Source organism: Bradyrhizobium sp. Leo78 (genome assembly GCF_059512425.1).
On sequence record NZ_JCAMOT010000047.1, the window covers coordinates 1 to 15,050 of the forward strand.

Sequence of the window (15,050 nt, forward strand, 5' to 3'; positions counted from 1 at the left end):
CAAGGCTTCCTCCTAAAAGAAAGCCTTGAATCACGTTCCGTCTGATTTGAGAATCCCAAGAGTCCACACAGCCTAGGCGGCGCTGTTGCTTTTTGAAAATTCAACCTTAAGTTATCGACTGAAGCTGGCGGCTCGCGCCCTGAATCCCCAGACCGTCAGCCCGAAAGCCCCGTGCCCCCACGCGCGGGGTTTTCTTTTTCGGACTTGTTCTGACTCTTGGGCAATTCACCGGCGCCGCTCACGACAGCGTCGCGATGATCGTCTGCACCTGGTCAGACGCTGACGCGACGAGGCCATCGAAGGACGTTTGGCCGTGAGCTGCCGCCTTCAGAATACGTTCGGCCACCGCCGCCTTGACGCCAAACACCGATTGATCGGCGGGAATTTTCGCCATGACCGCTTCCAGCGCGGCCCGCATGGTCTCGATGAGTTCAGGACTGTATGGCATAGCGTCCTCCCCGCGCGGCAAGATAGTCGGAGCGCTGTTGCCTGCCACTCACAAGCCCGAGACTCACGACCATGTGTCGTTGCGGGTTTCAATGAATTCGGGCGGAGATCGCTTGCCCGCCTCGCTATCCAAATACCCACCAGATCAGGGGACCACCGAGTCCGACGAGAATGGCGAAACAGAGCGTGAGGCGGCCGATCTTCTGCAGCGTGGTCACCTGCGAGAAGTCCCGGTCAGGCATGCGGCCCAATCGACGCCCCGTCCAATCCAGGGCACGCCCCATCAACCCAGCGACCAGTTCGAACAGATACGGGACAACGCCATCCATGGCCTCACCTTGGCACAGCCAGTGCTTCCACTTTGTTACACGGGAGCCCGTTCGACACCCTGCCCTTCACAGCCTTTTCTGATATCTAGGGCGTGATCCGGAAAATTGGATGCCGTTTTTCCGAAAGGGTCATTCTCAAGCAAAAAGATCGAGCGGGATGATTAATCATCACACCTTGGTCTCGCGAACCGCCCAAACCAGACGCTACAAACCCAGAGGGAGCCAACACCATGCGTTATCTCCACACCATGCTGCGCGTGCGCAATCTCGACATCGCGATGAAATTCTACCAGGACGCGCTGGGGCTGAAGGAAGTGCGCCGGATCGACAACGAGAAGGGTCGCTTCACGCTGGTGTTCCTGTGTGCGCCCGAGGATGTCGACCAGTTGAAGAAGCTGCCGAGCACGCGCGGCGCGCCGCTGGTCGAGCTCACCTATAACTGGGACGAGGAGAAATACGGCGAGGACCGCCATTTCGGCCATCTCGCCTACGAGGTCGACGACATCTACGCGACCTGCGATCGGCTGATGAAGCTCGGCATCACCATCAACCGCCCGCCGCGCGACGGCAACATGGCGTTCGTGCGCTCGCCGGATCTGCACTCGATCGAGCTGCTGCAGAAGGGCGATCCGAAGCCCCCGGCCGAGCCGTGGCTGTCGATGCCGAACACCGGCCACTGGTAGCCCTCGCGCAAACACTGCGCGCACGTCAGGTCACAGCATGAGCGCTGCGATCCATAACGGAACGAGCGTGTGGATCGCGCGTTTCCTCACCGATACGAATGGAGGAGGAAACGATGGCAAGAGGACTCTTGCTGTGGCTGCTTGGCGTGCCAATCCCGGTGATCATCCTGTTGTGGCTGTTCTTCGGACACTGATCGCACGCAGCCCACCCAACCCAACAAAATCAGGTGCCGCTCAGCGGGCCTGATTTTTTGTTGGTGCGGGATGATCGGGATCGCGCTTTCTGCTATTCCGCCGTCAACGCAAGAAGGCATGGGAGAAAGACGCGTGGCGGAAAAATATCAACTCACGGTTTGGGGCCGGGCCAACTCGGTCAACGTGAAGAAAGTGCTGTGGTGCCTCAGCGAGCTCGAGCTGCCCTATCACCGCATCGATGCCGGCATGGAGTTCGGCAAGAACGACCAGCCGGACTATCTCGCAATGAACCCCAACGGCCGCGTGCCGACGCTGGTCGACGGCAGCTACACGCTGTGGGAATCCAATTCGATCATGCGCTATCTCTGCCTCGCCTATGGCGAGGGCTCACCGATCTATCCGGCCGCGCCGCGCCAGCGCGCCAGCGTCGATCGCTGGCTCGACTGGACGCTATCGACGCTGCAGCCGGTCGACCGTCCGGTGTTCTGGGCGCTGGTGCGCACGCCGCCGGAAAAGCGCGACATGGCCGCGATCCAGAAGGACGCCGATGCCGAAGCCGAGGTGTGGCAGATTGCCGATGCGCAGTTGGCGAGCCGGCGCTTCATCGACGGCGACGGGTTCACCATCGCCGACATCGCGATCGGTGCCTTTGCACGGCGCTGGTTCGGCGTCGAGGGCATCACCAAGCCGAGCCTGTCCAATCTGGAGCGCTGGTTTGCCGAGATTTCCGCACGCCCGGGCTTCGTCCAGTTCCTGGCGCCGCCGTTGTCGTGAGCTGATTTCACAGAGCGTTTTCGAGCGAAGCATGCCCTCGGACTTGATCCGAGGGTGGGCACCGGTTCGCGTGAAGAAAACAAACAAAGAATCTAGAGCTTCGTTTTCGATTCAATCAGAACCGAAGCTCTAACGCCCGCCGATCGACACGCCACCGCCAATGTCGATGGCGCCGCCGATCTTGATGCAGGTGTCGGAACCCTCGATCCTGACGAAGCCCGCGCCGTATTCTGCGCACGCATTGGGCCGTGCGCCTCTCTTCAGCGGGAGCGGCTTTGCGGAAGCCGTTGCTTTGCCGGACTTGGTTCGATGAGGCTGCTCCGCGAGTGCGATTGCCGGCAGCAGCGCGAGGACGAGGATCAGCGTCTTTCGCATCGGGCCTTTTAACGCGCGAAGGCGGGAACTGCTAGCTCACGAACTTGACGCCCACCGTCCTGCCGCGGCGCCACACCACCTCGCAGGGCCGTCCGGTGCGGGTGTCGCGCGAGAACGCCAGGCGCAATTTTCCAGGCAGCGTGTTGGGATCGTCGATCGTGATCTTGGCGCCGGTGGACGACATGTCCTGCACCACGCAGGGCCGCGCGGCGAACCCGCCCTCCAGCGTGATCCACCCGGGCTGGTGCATCGATTTGCGCGCCTCGCGCTTCTTGCGGCCGAACGCCATGGCCGACGCCTACGGCACCAGGCTTTACAAAGCGTTGCGAAACACCCGCGGTTTTTCGGGTATCGGCGCCTGTGCTGATCGATCCGGGGATGGCTGCAAAAAGGGCCGTCCTGCGGCTTGCCCCCCCATCCAATCACCACTATACGTTCGCTCCGTCGCCGCCAGTAACCGTCGGCGGCCGATCTGGCATATCCCGCGGCTGACGCATTGATTTGCCGATTGTTTTGCTCCCTTCGTCTATCGGTCAGGACGCCACCCTTTCACGGTGGAGAGAGCGGTTCGATTCCGCTAGGGAGCGCCAAAAGCCAATAAAATCAAAGAGATAGCCGGACAGGTTAGCCAAGGCGGTTAGCCGCGACCCCCGGTCTCGGAAGCGCGGCTCCAGTTCCTAGTCTGCTCAGCACGTCACACCGCAAGCGCTAGCGGCTTGCCGCCGGTAGCCGCGAAGCTCACTTTCAGCTGATGGGCACCAAGTCACGCGAGACCATCTTCGGCGCGTCCGTGCGCGCCGCCGCTGAGCAGGCCGCCGAAGCACGCCAGCGCGCCGAATCGGCTCGCCTGTGAAGCCTGGAACAAGCGCATGCTGGCGTTCCAGGGCCCGGCGCAGCCTTCGCCCGCCCTCGGCGACGCACTCAACGCCGGCTACACCTATCTCGAGGTGAAGTGTCTCGGCTGCGAGACGCACCAGACGGTCGCCCTCGATATCGTGCGCCGGCCGAAGACGACGCCGATCCATGAGCTTGAGCGCTACATGCGCTGCAAGCTGTGCTCCGAGGAGCGAGGCTATCCCTACAAGCGCAGCCACCTCGCGGCGCTGCGGCCGACGAAGATATCCGCGCAGGATCCGCCGTCGACCTGCTGGCCGGGTGAACGCTGAACGATCGGAAAGTCCTATGGTCACCCGGTTGGCAAGAGTGGACTCTCAAGCTCCCTTTCTGTTGGCCACGTCGTGAGAATGGCACCGCTCGGCCGAATTACTGCGAGAAGAAATTGGGAACGAACGCTCGCGTCACGATTTTAGAAGGTGTGAGACCGCCACTCGCCGTTAAACTACACGGCGCATATCGCGGATAGCCAAAGGTCACAAAGACCCGCTGTTTCAGAACAAGCGCTCGCGCAGGATAGCCAAAAGCGGCGGTCTCCGGTTCCATTCGGAATTGCCAGCGGTACTCGCTAGCGGAGGGCTAGTTGGTGCCGGGTTTTTGTTGGTTTTCTTATGCCGAGCTTCGCCATGCGCAACCCCATCGACCTCGACCACAAACACAGCCGCGCCATTGTTCGAGAGATCGGCGAGAGATTGCGTACGTTGCTAAAACCAGAGCCTGAATTGCCACCGAGCGTCAGAACGCAAATCAACCGGCTCAGACAATTGGAAGATCGGGCACCATCGATCATTCCAGCCGCCGAGCATTGGGGCAAGCCGGGCCGTTAAGCTGCGTTGGGGCAGCACCAACGACTCGGCGGAACGGGGCCAGCAATGCCATCGGTTAAGCTTCGTGCATCAAAAATTTTGAATGAATTCGGTGAGGCACAATCCGAACTGATCGGCATCGCCGTCGTCCTCACGAACGGAAAGGCCGGCGAGGTCGAGAACGTTTGGTTAGATGAGTTGCACGGGCTGCGGATTTCCATCAAAGGCCATGATGGGAAATGGCCCGTCTCAACCATCAAATTCCCGGAAGACTAGTCTAACAACGGCCCTTTGTGGGACGCGCTCGCTGACATTGTCGCCTTCGTCATTGTCCTCGCATTGCGCTCGGCTGAGTTCTTCGGCGAGCCCGATGAGAAGCCCTTCGGGCCCGCGGATGTAGTAGAGCCGATACGCATCTTTATACTGAACGACTTCGCCCATAAGCTGCGCGCCGCGATTGCGGAGCCTTTCAAGCGTCTCGTCGACGTCGTCCACGGCGAACATGACGCGGAGGTAGCCTAGAGCGTTAACCGGCGTTACGGTGATCCGCAGCGGGAGGCGGCGTGAGGAAGCGGGATAGCTCGAGCCGGCCGAGGCCGTCCGGCGTGCGCATCATGGCGATCTCGACGCGCTGATCGCCCAGTCCAGTGACACGTCCGGCCCATTCTCCTTCGCTCGTGGCTCGCCCTTCGAGCTGAAGCCCGAGCTCGCGAAAGAAATCAATCGTCCCCCCGAGGTCATCGACGAGGATTCCTACGTTGTCCATCCGTTTGAGCGCCATGTGGCCAATCTAGAAGGTGTCGCCTAGGCCGCAAACCGATACGACAAACGCGCCGACAATTTCCTTGCTGCCATCAGAACATTCCGATCAGGATGAAGACGCCGACCCGATTAAAAACGTGGTCGACGTGATGGCAACTGTCAGGAACACATCGCCGGCTGAGAAAGGATTCATTATCACCTCGCATCCGGCGAAGCCCCCCATCAATGCGCATGGGCTACAAAGGTTTCGGTTCCAGACATGGAAGATGCGAGCGGCAGACCTATCGCATTTCGAGCTCTTTGATTGCCAGAGCCGAAATTTGTGCGGGGTCCTTGATGCCGGATTGCGCGATCTTGATGATGTTCCTCGCGATCATTTCCGTTAGAGGGTCATCGCGATCTTTGACGTTTAGCGTCTGCAAGGCGCGCTCATAAGCCGCTGTGATGCGGCTGAACTTTTCTGGCTCCACGACGGAGCTTTGCAACAGTCGATAGATGGCCAATTCTCACCGCCCAAGCCCCGCCGGGGGAAGCACAGGAACCTTGTACACGGTCGAAGAACTACGGACGCTATTGTGTCACGACCTATCAGGAAGCGATCCGCGCATTATTCCGGGCAATCAATCGGTACATTGGACAGACTAGCGGCATGGAAAAGGAGCGGTCCCGGCTGGGGGCAATGCTGAGACCGCTCCTCTCGGGACATGACACGAGGCCGTCACACATGTCGGTGCAAGCGGCCGCGGGCACTCCCCGTCGCCGGCATGGCGCTGAGCTTCAGAACTTCACGCATGCTTGCGCCGCCGCTTGACCAACCAATAGACGCCATAGCCGACAGCGAGCATCGGGAGACCGGCGCCGGCGATTGGACCAGGGGCTCCGTCGACGCGGTGACCGGGCGGGTCTCGGCCGGGGGCGTTCTCGCAATTCCCGCCGCCGTTGCAGGCATTCGCAGGCGGGGCAGTCATGATCAAAGCTAGGGCAAAAAAAGCAGCGGGAATCGCAGATACAACCTTCACAGATACCTCCTGCATTCTGACCAATTCAAACTGTGTAATTAAATATGACATTTAACAATTAAATATGTTAGTTTATTAAATTTGTTGGTTGCAATAAACCGAATGTTCGCAGAAATGCGCGGAAGGCGGAATATGGCCAATTTGAAACCGATCAGTTGCCCCCTTTGCGGGGCTGAGGCCCAAGACATTACCGTTGCGACGTTCGATGGACGGACGATCTGTTGCGGCTTCTGCGGCGACTATGATGTCTCCGGCACGGTGTTCGAGGCTGGGCTGCTTGACAGGTTGGATCGCAGAAGAAGGTTGGATGCGCTCGAAAGGGCGAAGGGCTCCGCTCCCTCGGGCAAGCGCCCAATGATAACAAGCCACGATCTTTAGCGGACATGCCGACCGCGCCCGCCGATCTCTTCCTCCGCCCACCGTAGTCGGCGGCGACCATGTGGTCATCTGGGATGGCTTCTCGATCCGGCGTATCTACAGGAACGTACCGCAGCAGCCAGACCATCGCGGTAGCTGTGCGGACCTCGAGAGGGCCAAGGCAGTTTTCAAGGCGACTTGGCTGCGAGTGCACCAGCCGCTGAGCGATGAGGACGTTGCGGAGGCCTGCAGGAATCTCGCAGGATCGAATGGGCACAAGAGATGAGGTGCAGGTCGAAGACTATCCACATTCGTGGAGGGTCATGGCCCTCTCGCAAGTGCCGTTTCGCGCCTTCAATGGTTGCGCTAATTTACCAACCGCGGCGGGGCTAGGTCCGCAGGTGTTCGAATGCACATGTCGCGCGCGAGCTTTTTGTTGGCAATTCTTGTCTTGACCGCGACGTATCTGCTTGGAGCGTACAGCGGTCGCCATGACTTTTTTCCCTTTCCGGTTCTTCACGCGATGAAATCTCGGACGGCTCCCGACCGCTACACATTTGACCAGGCGGGACGGCTGGCATCCGGCGATCAAAAGAAAGCTATTGCCTGCCCGCAGCAGACGGAACGTACGGCCGTGCTGTTGCTAGTCGGACAGTCCAACGCCGGGAATCACGCGGGGCAGCGGTTCCGCTCGGAACACGGGGAGAGGGTCGTCAATTTCTTCGATGGACAATGCTATGCGGCCGCGTCACCTCGTTGAGATCTCACGGCGTCGGTGCGCCGGTATACGTTGCCATTGCGACCAAGTGTTTATCAGCAAGCAACGGAGGAACACGCTTCCACTCTGCCGAAAACCCGGTGGCGCGCGCTCAGTTGGGCCTTCCCGATGGCAGCGCTGATCTGAGAAGGGGAGTTAACTTAGACGCCTTGCTTGGTGATCTGGATCGGTACGACGATTGCCATTTCGGCTCTTTGGGAGAGCAGAAGGTCGCGAGAGCCTGGGCAGACCTGCTCTCGACCGCCCGCTGAGCCGGCGCCAAGAAACTGCGATCGGTGACGCGATGAGGAGCAGCGTGCTTTCACGGAATCGGCTTAGATTGTCGAGTGGCAATTCGGACACGAGGAACGGCCACCGGGTAACCGCCTTTCAAATTGGAAACTACGGCCACAACTGCTGTGGCGCGATTTCATGACTAGGACGCTTCTATCGCTCTCGCCTCCGTCGCAGCGGCTGCCATCCGGCTCTGTTCCACCTCGCACGAATAGACCTCGGCGTGCTCGATGTTGTCGTGCCCGCGCATATCCATAAGCTGCCGAGATCATCAAAATATGCGCCGCTGCTCGATCGCCTCGAGCAGAAGCTTGCCGCGATCAAACGCCGACGACCCGGTCAGCCGTGCGCCGGCGCCTTCACTTCCTACGGTCTGTAGGTGCCGGAGTCGTCGCCGCCGACCAATCCGCCCCGGTTGTTCGGGCCGCCGCCTGCACCGCGGCTCCAACCGTAGCTGCTCCCACCGTAGTTGTTCCAACCGGGGTTGCTCCAGCCGTAGTTGCTCCCATTATAGTTCATAGAGGGCTGCGTCCGGGCGTAGCTACCGGAATGCGTCCTGGCGCCTGACTTATGATGCTTCGTGTATGCAAGTGCGAACGTACTTGAGAGCGCGAACACAGAAGCCAGTGCTATCGTCGCAAGTTTCATGATCGTTCTCCCTTGGGTTAGCAAATTCAATGCGCCCCCCGTCTAGGACGGCGTACGCAGCGCGCGCATCCGCCTCGCAAGTGGATGTCGGAACTGGCGTGCCTGCCTATGCATGTTCGGCAGATCGCGGCCTCGTGATCGAGGTCGCGGCTGTATCAAGGCCATGATCGTTCCAGCAACGACGGATCGAAATCCTGGATACCGCGTTCTCGAGCATTCTCTGCTGCCACCCTAAGAGGCGCGGGTGAGAAAGATCGGCAGCCCACGCTTGTTGGAATAGAGAGGACGATAGCGCTGCGTGTTGTATGTGCTGGCGACGTCCAGTTTGCGCGGTCCGAGCCTGGCGTCAGGGATCGGCACGAGGTCATAGCGGCCCTCGACCAGCGCCGACATGAGGCCGGTCTTGCCTTCCAGGATAGCATCGTAGGCCATGTTTCCAAAAGTCAGGGCGACCAGCTTGTCGATGAAGTCAGGATCGCCCGAACGCAGGTCGTAGGTGAGATCGGAGACGATGGTCTCCTCGCCGGCGCGCCGCTTGATCTCGTCGGCAAGCGCTTCGGCCACGCTCGCCTTCTTGCGGTGACCGTAGGCGTCCGGTTCGCCGTATTCGTGCGCTTTGTAGCCCTCCCATTCCGCGCCTTCGCTCAACACGATCAGCGCATAGTTGCTTGGGTTGCCGCGCTTGTCCTCGATCAGCAACTGGATCAGCTTGTCGAGATCGACCTTGTACTCTGGTATCAAGCATCGGATCGAGGTCGCGTATGCTGTATAGAGTGCCGTAAAGCCGGCATCGCGGCCAAAGATGCGGAAAATGCCAACGCGCTCGTGCGAGCCGACTGTGGTGCGCTGCCGCTGGATCGCATCGCTGGCGCGGGTGATCGCCGTCGAGAAGCCGATGCAGTACTCCGTATTGCGGACGTCGTTATCCATCGTCTTCGGGATGGCGATGATCTTGACGCCGAGTCCGTTCAGCTTGTCCGCATAGCTGAGCGTGTCGTCTCCGCCGATTGCGATCAAATGTTCGATGCCGAGCGCCGACAGGTTCGCCAACACCTGGCCGCTGAGGTCCCAGGTCTTGGTTGCGATCCCGCCCTTGGTGCTCTCCGAGACCGGAGGGTCGCTGCCGACGAGATGATCGGGGAGCTTTTTCATTTTGGAGGGATTGGTGCGGCTCGAGTGCAGCACGGTGCCGCCGCGTCGGTCGATGATGCGGGTGTTCTCACGGCTGAGCGGAATGAGGTAGTGCGATTTGCTGGCGGGGTCGTCGAGGTTCAGGTGCGTCAGGGCTTCCCAACCGCGGCGGAGACCGACGACTTCGATGTCGTCCTCGCTGCCGCGATAGGTCACCGTCTTGATGATTGCGTTGAGGCCGGGAACGTCGCCGCCGCCCGTGAGAACACCGATGCGCTTTTTCGCCACGCTCGCCTCCCAAGATCAGGACTCGCAAATGCGCTCTCGCCGCAACTCGACGCTTCCACTGCTGCCGCCTGGCGCAGCCTACTCGGCCGCTTCCGGCTTGCGCTCCTCTCGCAGCCGAAAACGCTTCAGCAATCCGGACACGGTGTCGCGGAAGCCGCCATACTCCAGCTCGGAATAGGGCAGCATCGCAGCGCCGGACCAGCCTTGGCTGCGCATCTCGATTGCCTTGCGCTGTGCGCTCCGGCGCACCTCGTCCCACGCCGGATTGTCGAAGAAGTCGGTGTAGGACTCCGAAAAGCGGCCCTCCCTGTCGATCGAAAAGCCTGCGCAGGAAACGATCGGCAGGCAGTACATACCAGTCACCGGGGTATTAAGCGGCACGGGCATGAGCGGCATCACGTGCGAGCCGCGCGCGTCGCCACCCACGAAGTGCGCCTTGGCGAAGGGCGAGACGATTTCCTCGGGCGCCGGGAAAATTCCCTGGTTCCTGATGATCGCGACCGGATCATCCTTGCCGGTGTACTTGCCTGCGATCGCGTGAAGACGCTGCGCCGACACTGCGGCGGCGACCTCGCCATGGGTTTGAGAAACGATGCGATCAATGCCAAAACGCTCGTTGTCGCGGAGCAGCGCAGCAATGTGGTAGTTGTCCGCGGGCGCGTTGAGTTCGATCACGCTGTCGCCGGCCGTGTTGTCCATGTCGATGATATGGAAACGGAATCCCTTGATCATCGGGGGTAGCATCAGCCCCGCGCAATACATTGGATCAGCAAAGGCAAGGTAGAGCGGCAAATTGTAGGCGCCGGGGCCGCATTTGTCGGCGGCAAACACCATGAATGATTCCGCCGGTCTCGGAGCCGAGAGGCTGTGGTCGAAGCTGAGCTCGGCGACGCCAGGGCCGGCACCGCGAATGTTTCCGGAAGGTGCGTCTGCGAGAAGATCCTGGCCGGCACCGTAGAGACCGGCAGTCTTGGCAACCGAAGTGGCGGCGAGAAACGCCTTCCAGGCGAGTTGATGGACCTCGGAGCTCCCCTCGCCCCGTGTGTGCGTCATGATGATCGCGATGTCATCGCCGGTGTGGCAGATGAAGGCATCGATCAAGAGCCCATTGCAGATCGCCTTGGCGACTTCGCCCTCGACAGTTGCGATCATGCGGGAAGACGGTTTCGTGTGCCCGCCTACGGACCCAATGTCAGCCTTGATGACCGAAAGAGTAAGTCTCATGAGCATCCCCTCCCAGCAGCACAGCTCAACGCCTCGGCCACGACGCTTGCTGCGCCGGGGCGACGGCGCTGCTCATTCGCGAAAGCGAACGTCTATGTCGCAATTAGGTTCCAGCCTGGAGCGTAACAACCTCCGCACTGAGTGAGCGACCCTGCCCTTTTGGTGCAGACAGCTTGCCAACGCGGAAAGCTTTGCAGACTGGCGCCGCACTGCAGGCACACGAGGTCGTCTTTCATCTCATGCGCGGCGGAAAGCATCCGCGCCAGACGCACGTCAAGGCCGGAAGCGATCGCACCCGCTATGACGTCTCGAAAAACCGGTTCGACCTAACCGTCGGGCATCATGTTTTTCCTGAGGACCGATCAATTGCCGCGGTGTCAGTAAGCCAATTTTGGAGGGATTTTCCTGAGGACGCGATGCCAACGAAGCTGTAGCACGCTCCGCAATAGACACCTTTTCTCGAAGTGCAAGCAGTTCAGCTCTCTGCTGTTCCAACCTGTCAACGTCGACAATCAAAGTTTGAAAATCTTTCTTCGAGCCAGCTTCGATCGAAACAGCCATAGGCGCCTCCCTTCCGAAAAAGGAGCATTGCCTCCTCTGACGATGGAGTCCACTTACCTGTGTTAGACGAACGCGAGATTTCTCTCGCGTTCGTTCAGCCGCCATTCATCTAGCCGGTCGCAGCAATCCCTTGCCTGACGGACGATTGCAGTGTGCTGACGGTTGGTCTCGCTGCTCACGCGACCGACGCCGTCGCCTCCGCCGGAGGCATTGCCGGCCGATCCTCGGCCTTTTGCTCAGATGGCCCGTGCCTGGAAGTGACCGGCTGCCCCCGCCGTCCGCACAGTAGTGGACGCTCGGACAGGTTGTAGCGGATGCAGGCATGTCCCTCTCCGCAGCGATCTCACACGTCGCCACCTCGCAAGCTCGGCACAGCAAGGCTTCGCTGGCGAACCGCCGCGTAGTCCCGGAAATTAATGAGCCTTTCGTCTGCCGCGGGAGGGGGCGTGCCGTTCGACTGAGGCGCGGACCTCGCGTGCGCGACGCGTGGCTTCCAACTCGGCATCCGCGACGCGTTTGCGAAGCGCAAACAGCGCCGTCACTTCGCGCTGAAGATCGAACAGGCTGGTTGTGTTGAGATAAAAATGTGCCTCCGACATGAGAGGCCCGCATGGTCGTCGCATTGGCTACGCCTCCGCTGCGAAATGCTGCTCGCTTTTCCCATGAGGCAGGGCCTTTGCAAATAACCCATGTGATTCCAGATTCCCGGAGATCGCACCCTCTAAGCACATATCCTACGACGTGCACAACGCCCGGTGTGTGCACTTTTGAACACAAGCGGTACGGGAGCGGGTCTCTAAAGCGTTTTCGAGCGCTTCATCGTCATGGCGGGACGGCTGCTGCGCCGGATCCGCATGTCTTCGGTCGCGAGATTGATGCGGAAAATTGTCGCGCCGTCTTCGACGACCTCCAGAGACCAGCTTTCACTCGGTTGCAGCGATCCCTCGATGTCGCGCACCAGCCGCAGCGCTTCCGCCCAGGCGGTTTCGGCATCCGGTAGTTCCATGCCCTCCTCGTCGTGGAAAGGCCTGAGCCCGGCAATGTGAAACTGATAGGTATGCATTTTGCGCCAACGCGAGGCGCTCCCGCTCGTTCCGCAAAAGCTTCATTGCTGATGCAGATAGGTGTCGTTGAATCCTCCGATCTCCACGAGCTTCTCGATGTCGCTCAGCTTCACCATGTTCTTCTGAATGTCGAGCACGCCTTCCGCGCGAAAGGACTGGAGAACCCGGTTGACATGGACAGCGCTTAGCCCCAGCGCCTCCGCCAGCCGCGATTGGGTGATCGGAAATTCGAACTCGTCATCGGCGGCCAGCCCCATTGCGGTCAGCCGCTGGCGGAGTTCGGCAATGAGATGGGCCATGCGTCCCGCGGCCGTTCTCGTGCCCAGGCTCACGATCCACTCCCTGAAGACAGCCGCGTCCACCAGCGTTTCACGCCAGAGCGCCTGCGCGATCGACGGCCGCGCCTCGATGAGCTGATGGATGGAACGATGCTCGATGAAGCCGACCCGAGCGCGCGACAGCGTCACCAGATCATGGTCCATGCGATCAAGGAAAAGCCCCTGCAGGTCCGGCAAGTCGCCTGCGGGGTGGAACGACAGGATCTGTCGCTTGCCGTTCTCCGCCACCTTGGCACGATAGGCAAACCCGCTCAGGATCACGCAGCAGTGCGTCGCGTGTTCGCCTTCGCTAATGACGACTGTCTCTTCCGGAAATTCCTTTACCTGAACACGCAAGGAGCGGAGCGCCGAGACATCATCCTCGCTCAATTTGGAATTGACCCGCAGCCTGCGGATCATCATTTCGCTGGGCATTGTCCAAACCAAAGGCAGGTGCAATTGCAACAAGGCGCGAGAGCTGTCGCACTTTTGCCCCCTCAGCGCTAAGACCAAAAGCCTACCCCTCCTCGCCGGGGTTAGCGAGTCCTGTTCTCGACCTGCTTGGGTCGGGTTGCGCTGCCGCGAACCCGCGCGCTACGCTTCGGTTTCGAAGGCTGAGGCTGCCAGGCGGGCGATCACCTAATGATCGGCCGATTCCTCGTTGCGGACAGGCTGGTGCTCGACGGCCAGTGTTCGGTAATGCGCCGCCATCTCGCGGTAGTGCGCCCGCGAGATCGGATCCTTCGCCTCCTCGGCGCGCCGCTCGAACATTTCCGCTCGTTTCCGCAGTTCCATAGCGTCGGCCATCGATCCTCCGCCATTCCGCTCATTGGACCTGATCAAGATATGGTCGCGACGTGCGGCCAACACCAGAGAGACAAGGATTACAGTCGGTTCACAATTAGCGCGGTTTGCTTGCCTGAGGCTGCGGCGTGCTGCCGCGAGCTGCGTCCGGAACGGCACGGCCCGAGCGGATCTGAAGCCGCCGTCACCAGGTGATGCGGAAGCCGCCGGTGCCCTTGTAGCTGTGGTTCTCGCCGGCGTCTTCGAGGCTCGCGCGATAGGTGATTTCGCCGAACACGGCGTAGCGGCCGCTCGCCCAGCTATAGGTGCCGCCACCGCCGATGCTGCCCCACAGCCGGTCGTTCGCATTGGCAAAGCCCGCGCCGGCGACATCGATCCTGGTGCCGCTGAGGAACTCGTAGTGCAAATTGCCGATCGCGTAGACGTCGGAGCGCACGATGCCCGCGCCGTCGTTCCAGACATTTTGATGATTGAGTGATAGCCTGACGCCGCCGAGCAGGCTGTCGGCATTGCCCAGCGAGACGAGCGCGCCGAAGCGATCGGCGAAGGCATCGAAGTCGACCTTCTCATTCTCTCCGTGCGGTCCGATTGCGGCCAGCATAGCCCCAATGCATTCGCGCATCGTCCCTCAGCCCCTACGACGCGCTCTGCCAACGGCAGGTTGCAGTACCGCCCGTGTTCGCGGATTGCGAAATGTTATCGACTGTTACGCTAAGTGACTCTCATTTATCCGGCAACAACGCTGCGTGTTGTTCGAAGCGAACAACGCGCGGTGTGCTTTCGATACAACGTGAGCGCGATGAAAATTAACGGATCGAAAACGAACTGCAGCGCGCAATGCGCATGTGTGCATCACACCCGGATTAGCGACTGGCGACGCGCGATCCGTCAGGCCGCTCTGCGGTCTCCTGCGGCTTGATGCAGCCTTTGCAGATCACGAGCTTGCTGGCGAGCTTACGATCGGCATCTTCGTCAGAAACCTGCTCGCGCTCATCCGCCGCAGGCTCGATCGCCTGAGCCACGCTGGCTGAATGCCCGGGCGCTCGCCGCGGCGCGTTCGGATCCTCGCCCGCCCCATCCCAGGCGAACGTTCTCGGTCCGGTCGAAGCCGTATTCGTCACGCCATATTGCGCGCAGGCACCAAGCGCGAGCGGAAGAAGCAGGATGGCAATCCGGCAGGCCGGGTTCCGAACATGACGCATGGCGATACTCTGATACAACTGATGCTGCGAGCTAAGTGCAGAATGGCTAACAAATCGTTTTAGCTAGATGCCCATTGATCAGAGCGAAAAGATGGCCGAAGCGGCGATCGACATCGCTG

At 60.5% G+C, this 15,050-nt stretch carries 18 protein-coding genes, 1 tRNA gene and 2 pseudogenes; 7 read left to right on the forward strand and 14 right to left on the reverse strand.

Features of this window, described 5'->3' with window-relative positions:
• Positions 1–238: 238 nt before the first annotated feature.
• Both AC5ZG1_RS36715 and AC5ZG1_RS36720 read right to left on the reverse strand, forming a co-directional pair.
• Complete coding sequence (locus AC5ZG1_RS36715) at positions 239–448, reverse strand: hypothetical protein (protein WP_496135806.1); 210 nt, start codon at positions 446–448, stop codon at positions 239–241.
• A gap of 124 nt (positions 449–572) precedes the next feature.
• Positions 573–776, reverse strand: coding sequence for a hypothetical protein (locus tag AC5ZG1_RS36720; RefSeq protein WP_130225692.1), 204 nt, complete (start codon positions 774–776; stop codon positions 573–575).
• A gap of 230 nt (positions 777–1,006) precedes the next feature.
• Between AC5ZG1_RS36720 and AC5ZG1_RS36725 the strand changes: the two genes are divergently transcribed.
• Together AC5ZG1_RS36725 and AC5ZG1_RS36730 are read left to right on the forward strand one after the other, a co-directional pair.
• Positions 1,007–1,459: a VOC family protein gene (locus AC5ZG1_RS36725; protein WP_130225691.1), complete on the forward strand. Its 453-nt coding sequence runs from the start codon at positions 1,007–1,009 to the stop codon at positions 1,457–1,459.
• Between the two features lie 312 nt (positions 1,460–1,771).
• Positions 1,772–2,428 (forward strand): glutathione S-transferase family protein, encoded by a 657-nt coding sequence (locus AC5ZG1_RS36730; RefSeq protein WP_496135807.1) that lies wholly within the window; start codon positions 1,772–1,774, stop codon positions 2,426–2,428.
• Positions 2,429–2,557: 129 nt separating this feature from the next.
• On the opposite strand, the gene AC5ZG1_RS36735 is transcribed toward AC5ZG1_RS36730, so the two are convergent.
• Together AC5ZG1_RS36735 and AC5ZG1_RS36740 are read right to left on the reverse strand one after the other, a co-directional pair.
• On the reverse strand, positions 2,558–2,803 hold the full coding sequence (locus AC5ZG1_RS36735; protein WP_130225689.1) for a porin: 246 nt from the start codon (positions 2,801–2,803) through the stop codon (positions 2,558–2,560).
• Positions 2,804–2,834: 31 nt separating this feature from the next.
• Positions 2,835–3,092, reverse strand: coding sequence for a PilZ domain-containing protein (locus AC5ZG1_RS36740; RefSeq protein ID WP_496135808.1), 258 nt, complete (start codon positions 3,090–3,092; stop codon positions 2,835–2,837).
• A gap of 226 nt (positions 3,093–3,318) precedes the next feature.
• Here AC5ZG1_RS36740 and AC5ZG1_RS36745 point away from each other — a divergent pair.
• The 4 genes and pseudogenes from AC5ZG1_RS36745 to AC5ZG1_RS36760 all read left to right on the forward strand — a co-directional run bounded on the left by AC5ZG1_RS36745 (position 3,319) and on the right by AC5ZG1_RS36760 (position 4,779).
• A tRNA-Glu gene (locus AC5ZG1_RS36745) sits at positions 3,319–3,393 on the forward strand.
• A gap of 161 nt (positions 3,394–3,554) precedes the next feature.
• A pseudogene (locus tag AC5ZG1_RS36750) lies at positions 3,555–3,969 on the forward strand (hypothetical protein).
• Positions 3,970–4,323: 354 nt separating this feature from the next.
• Positions 4,324–4,524 carry a hypothetical protein gene (locus AC5ZG1_RS36755; protein WP_496135809.1) on the forward strand — a complete coding sequence of 67 codons (201 nt, stop codon included), beginning with the start codon at positions 4,324–4,326 and terminating at the stop codon, positions 4,522–4,524.
• Positions 4,525–4,569: 45 nt separating this feature from the next.
• A complete protein-coding gene (locus AC5ZG1_RS36760) occupies positions 4,570–4,779 on the forward strand; it encodes a PRC-barrel domain containing protein (protein ID WP_130225686.1) in 210 nt (69 codons plus the stop codon).
• A gap of 72 nt (positions 4,780–4,851) precedes the next feature.
• Here AC5ZG1_RS36760 and AC5ZG1_RS36765 read toward each other — a convergent pair.
• Positions 4,852–5,284, reverse strand: a pseudogene (locus AC5ZG1_RS36765) (VOC family protein); the annotation flags it as partial.
• A gap of 262 nt (positions 5,285–5,546) precedes the next feature.
• A complete protein-coding gene (locus AC5ZG1_RS36770; RefSeq protein ID WP_456641571.1) occupies positions 5,547–5,768 on the reverse strand; it encodes a hypothetical protein in 222 nt (73 codons plus the stop codon).
• Between the two features lie 1,282 nt (positions 5,769–7,050).
• On the opposite strand from AC5ZG1_RS36770, the gene AC5ZG1_RS36775 reads away from it, so the two are divergent.
• On the forward strand, positions 7,051–7,401 hold the full coding sequence (locus AC5ZG1_RS36775; protein ID WP_496135810.1) for a hypothetical protein: 351 nt from the start codon (positions 7,051–7,053) through the stop codon (positions 7,399–7,401).
• Between the two features lie 1,170 nt (positions 7,402–8,571).
• On the opposite strand, the gene AC5ZG1_RS36780 is transcribed toward AC5ZG1_RS36775, so the two are convergent.
• The 8 genes from AC5ZG1_RS36780 to AC5ZG1_RS36815 form a co-directional block, all read right to left on the reverse strand.
• Positions 8,572–9,759 (reverse strand): 6-phosphofructokinase, encoded by a 1,188-nt coding sequence (locus AC5ZG1_RS36780; protein ID WP_130225683.1) that lies wholly within the window; start codon positions 9,757–9,759, stop codon positions 8,572–8,574.
• Positions 9,760–9,837: 78 nt separating this feature from the next.
• Positions 9,838–10,989, reverse strand: coding sequence for a fructose-1,6-bisphosphatase (locus AC5ZG1_RS36785; RefSeq protein ID WP_496135811.1), 1,152 nt, complete (start codon positions 10,987–10,989; stop codon positions 9,838–9,840).
• 267 nt (positions 10,990–11,256) lie between these two features.
• Complete coding sequence (locus AC5ZG1_RS36790) at positions 11,257–11,544, reverse strand: hypothetical protein (RefSeq protein ID WP_456641568.1); 288 nt, start codon at positions 11,542–11,544, stop codon at positions 11,257–11,259.
• 796 nt (positions 11,545–12,340) lie between these two features.
• A complete protein-coding gene (locus AC5ZG1_RS36795; protein ID WP_456641567.1) occupies positions 12,341–12,607 on the reverse strand; it encodes a DUF6894 family protein in 267 nt (88 codons plus the stop codon).
• Positions 12,608–12,649: 42 nt separating this feature from the next.
• Positions 12,650–13,360: a Crp/Fnr family transcriptional regulator gene (locus AC5ZG1_RS36800; RefSeq protein WP_130225679.1), complete on the reverse strand. Its 711-nt coding sequence runs from the start codon at positions 13,358–13,360 to the stop codon at positions 12,650–12,652.
• A 204-nt stretch (positions 13,361–13,564) separates the two neighbouring features.
• On the reverse strand, positions 13,565–13,732 hold the full coding sequence (locus tag AC5ZG1_RS36805) for a hypothetical protein (protein WP_155255580.1): 168 nt from the start codon (positions 13,730–13,732) through the stop codon (positions 13,565–13,567).
• A 181-nt stretch (positions 13,733–13,913) separates the two neighbouring features.
• Complete coding sequence (locus tag AC5ZG1_RS36810; RefSeq protein ID WP_496135812.1) at positions 13,914–14,330, reverse strand: autotransporter outer membrane beta-barrel domain-containing protein; 417 nt, start codon at positions 14,328–14,330, stop codon at positions 13,914–13,916.
• A gap of 262 nt (positions 14,331–14,592) precedes the next feature.
• The gene (locus AC5ZG1_RS36815) at positions 14,593–14,931 is read right to left on the reverse strand and encodes a hypothetical protein (RefSeq protein WP_496135813.1); all 339 of its coding nucleotides are present in this window, start codon (positions 14,929–14,931) and stop codon (positions 14,593–14,595) included.
• Positions 14,932–15,050 lie beyond the last annotated feature (119 nt).

Coding starts and splice junctions, on each gene's coding strand:
- AC5ZG1_RS36715 (WP_496135806.1), bottom strand. CDS start 448: ATGCCATACAGTCCTGAACTCATCGAGACCATGCGGGCCGCGCTGGAA.
- AC5ZG1_RS36720 (WP_130225692.1), bottom strand. CDS start 776: ATGGATGGCGTTGTCCCGTATCTGTTCGAACTGGTCGCTGGGTTGATG.
- AC5ZG1_RS36725 (WP_130225691.1), top strand. CDS start 1,007: ATGCGTTATCTCCACACCATGCTGCGCGTGCGCAATCTCGACATCGCG.
- AC5ZG1_RS36730 (WP_496135807.1), top strand. CDS start 1,772: ATGGGAGAAAGACGCGTGGCGGAAAAATATCAACTCACGGTTTGGGGC.
- AC5ZG1_RS36735 (WP_130225689.1), bottom strand. CDS start 2,803: ATGCGAAAGACGCTGATCCTCGTCCTCGCGCTGCTGCCGGCAATCGCA.
- AC5ZG1_RS36740 (WP_496135808.1), bottom strand. CDS start 3,092: ATGGCGTTCGGCCGCAAGAAGCGCGAGGCGCGCAAATCGATGCACCAG.
- AC5ZG1_RS36755 (WP_496135809.1), top strand. CDS start 4,324: ATGCGCAACCCCATCGACCTCGACCACAAACACAGCCGCGCCATTGTT.
- AC5ZG1_RS36760 (WP_130225686.1), top strand. CDS start 4,570: ATGCCATCGGTTAAGCTTCGTGCATCAAAAATTTTGAATGAATTCGGT.
- AC5ZG1_RS36775 (WP_496135810.1), top strand. CDS start 7,051: ATGCACATGTCGCGCGCGAGCTTTTTGTTGGCAATTCTTGTCTTGACC.
- AC5ZG1_RS36785 (WP_496135811.1), bottom strand. CDS start 10,989: ATGCTCATGAGACTTACTCTTTCGGTCATCAAGGCTGACATTGGGTCC.
- AC5ZG1_RS36790 (WP_456641568.1), bottom strand. CDS start 11,544: ATGGCTGTTTCGATCGAAGCTGGCTCGAAGAAAGATTTTCAAACTTTG.
- AC5ZG1_RS36795 (WP_456641567.1), bottom strand. CDS start 12,607: ATGCATACCTATCAGTTTCACATTGCCGGGCTCAGGCCTTTCCACGAC.
- AC5ZG1_RS36800 (WP_130225679.1), bottom strand. CDS start 13,360: ATGCCCAGCGAAATGATGATCCGCAGGCTGCGGGTCAATTCCAAATTG.
- AC5ZG1_RS36805 (WP_155255580.1), bottom strand. CDS start 13,732: ATGGCCGACGCTATGGAACTGCGGAAACGAGCGGAAATGTTCGAGCGG.
- AC5ZG1_RS36810 (WP_496135812.1), bottom strand. CDS start 14,330: ATGCTGGCCGCAATCGGACCGCACGGAGAGAATGAGAAGGTCGACTTC.
- AC5ZG1_RS36815 (WP_496135813.1), bottom strand. CDS start 14,931: ATGCGTCATGTTCGGAACCCGGCCTGCCGGATTGCCATCCTGCTTCTT.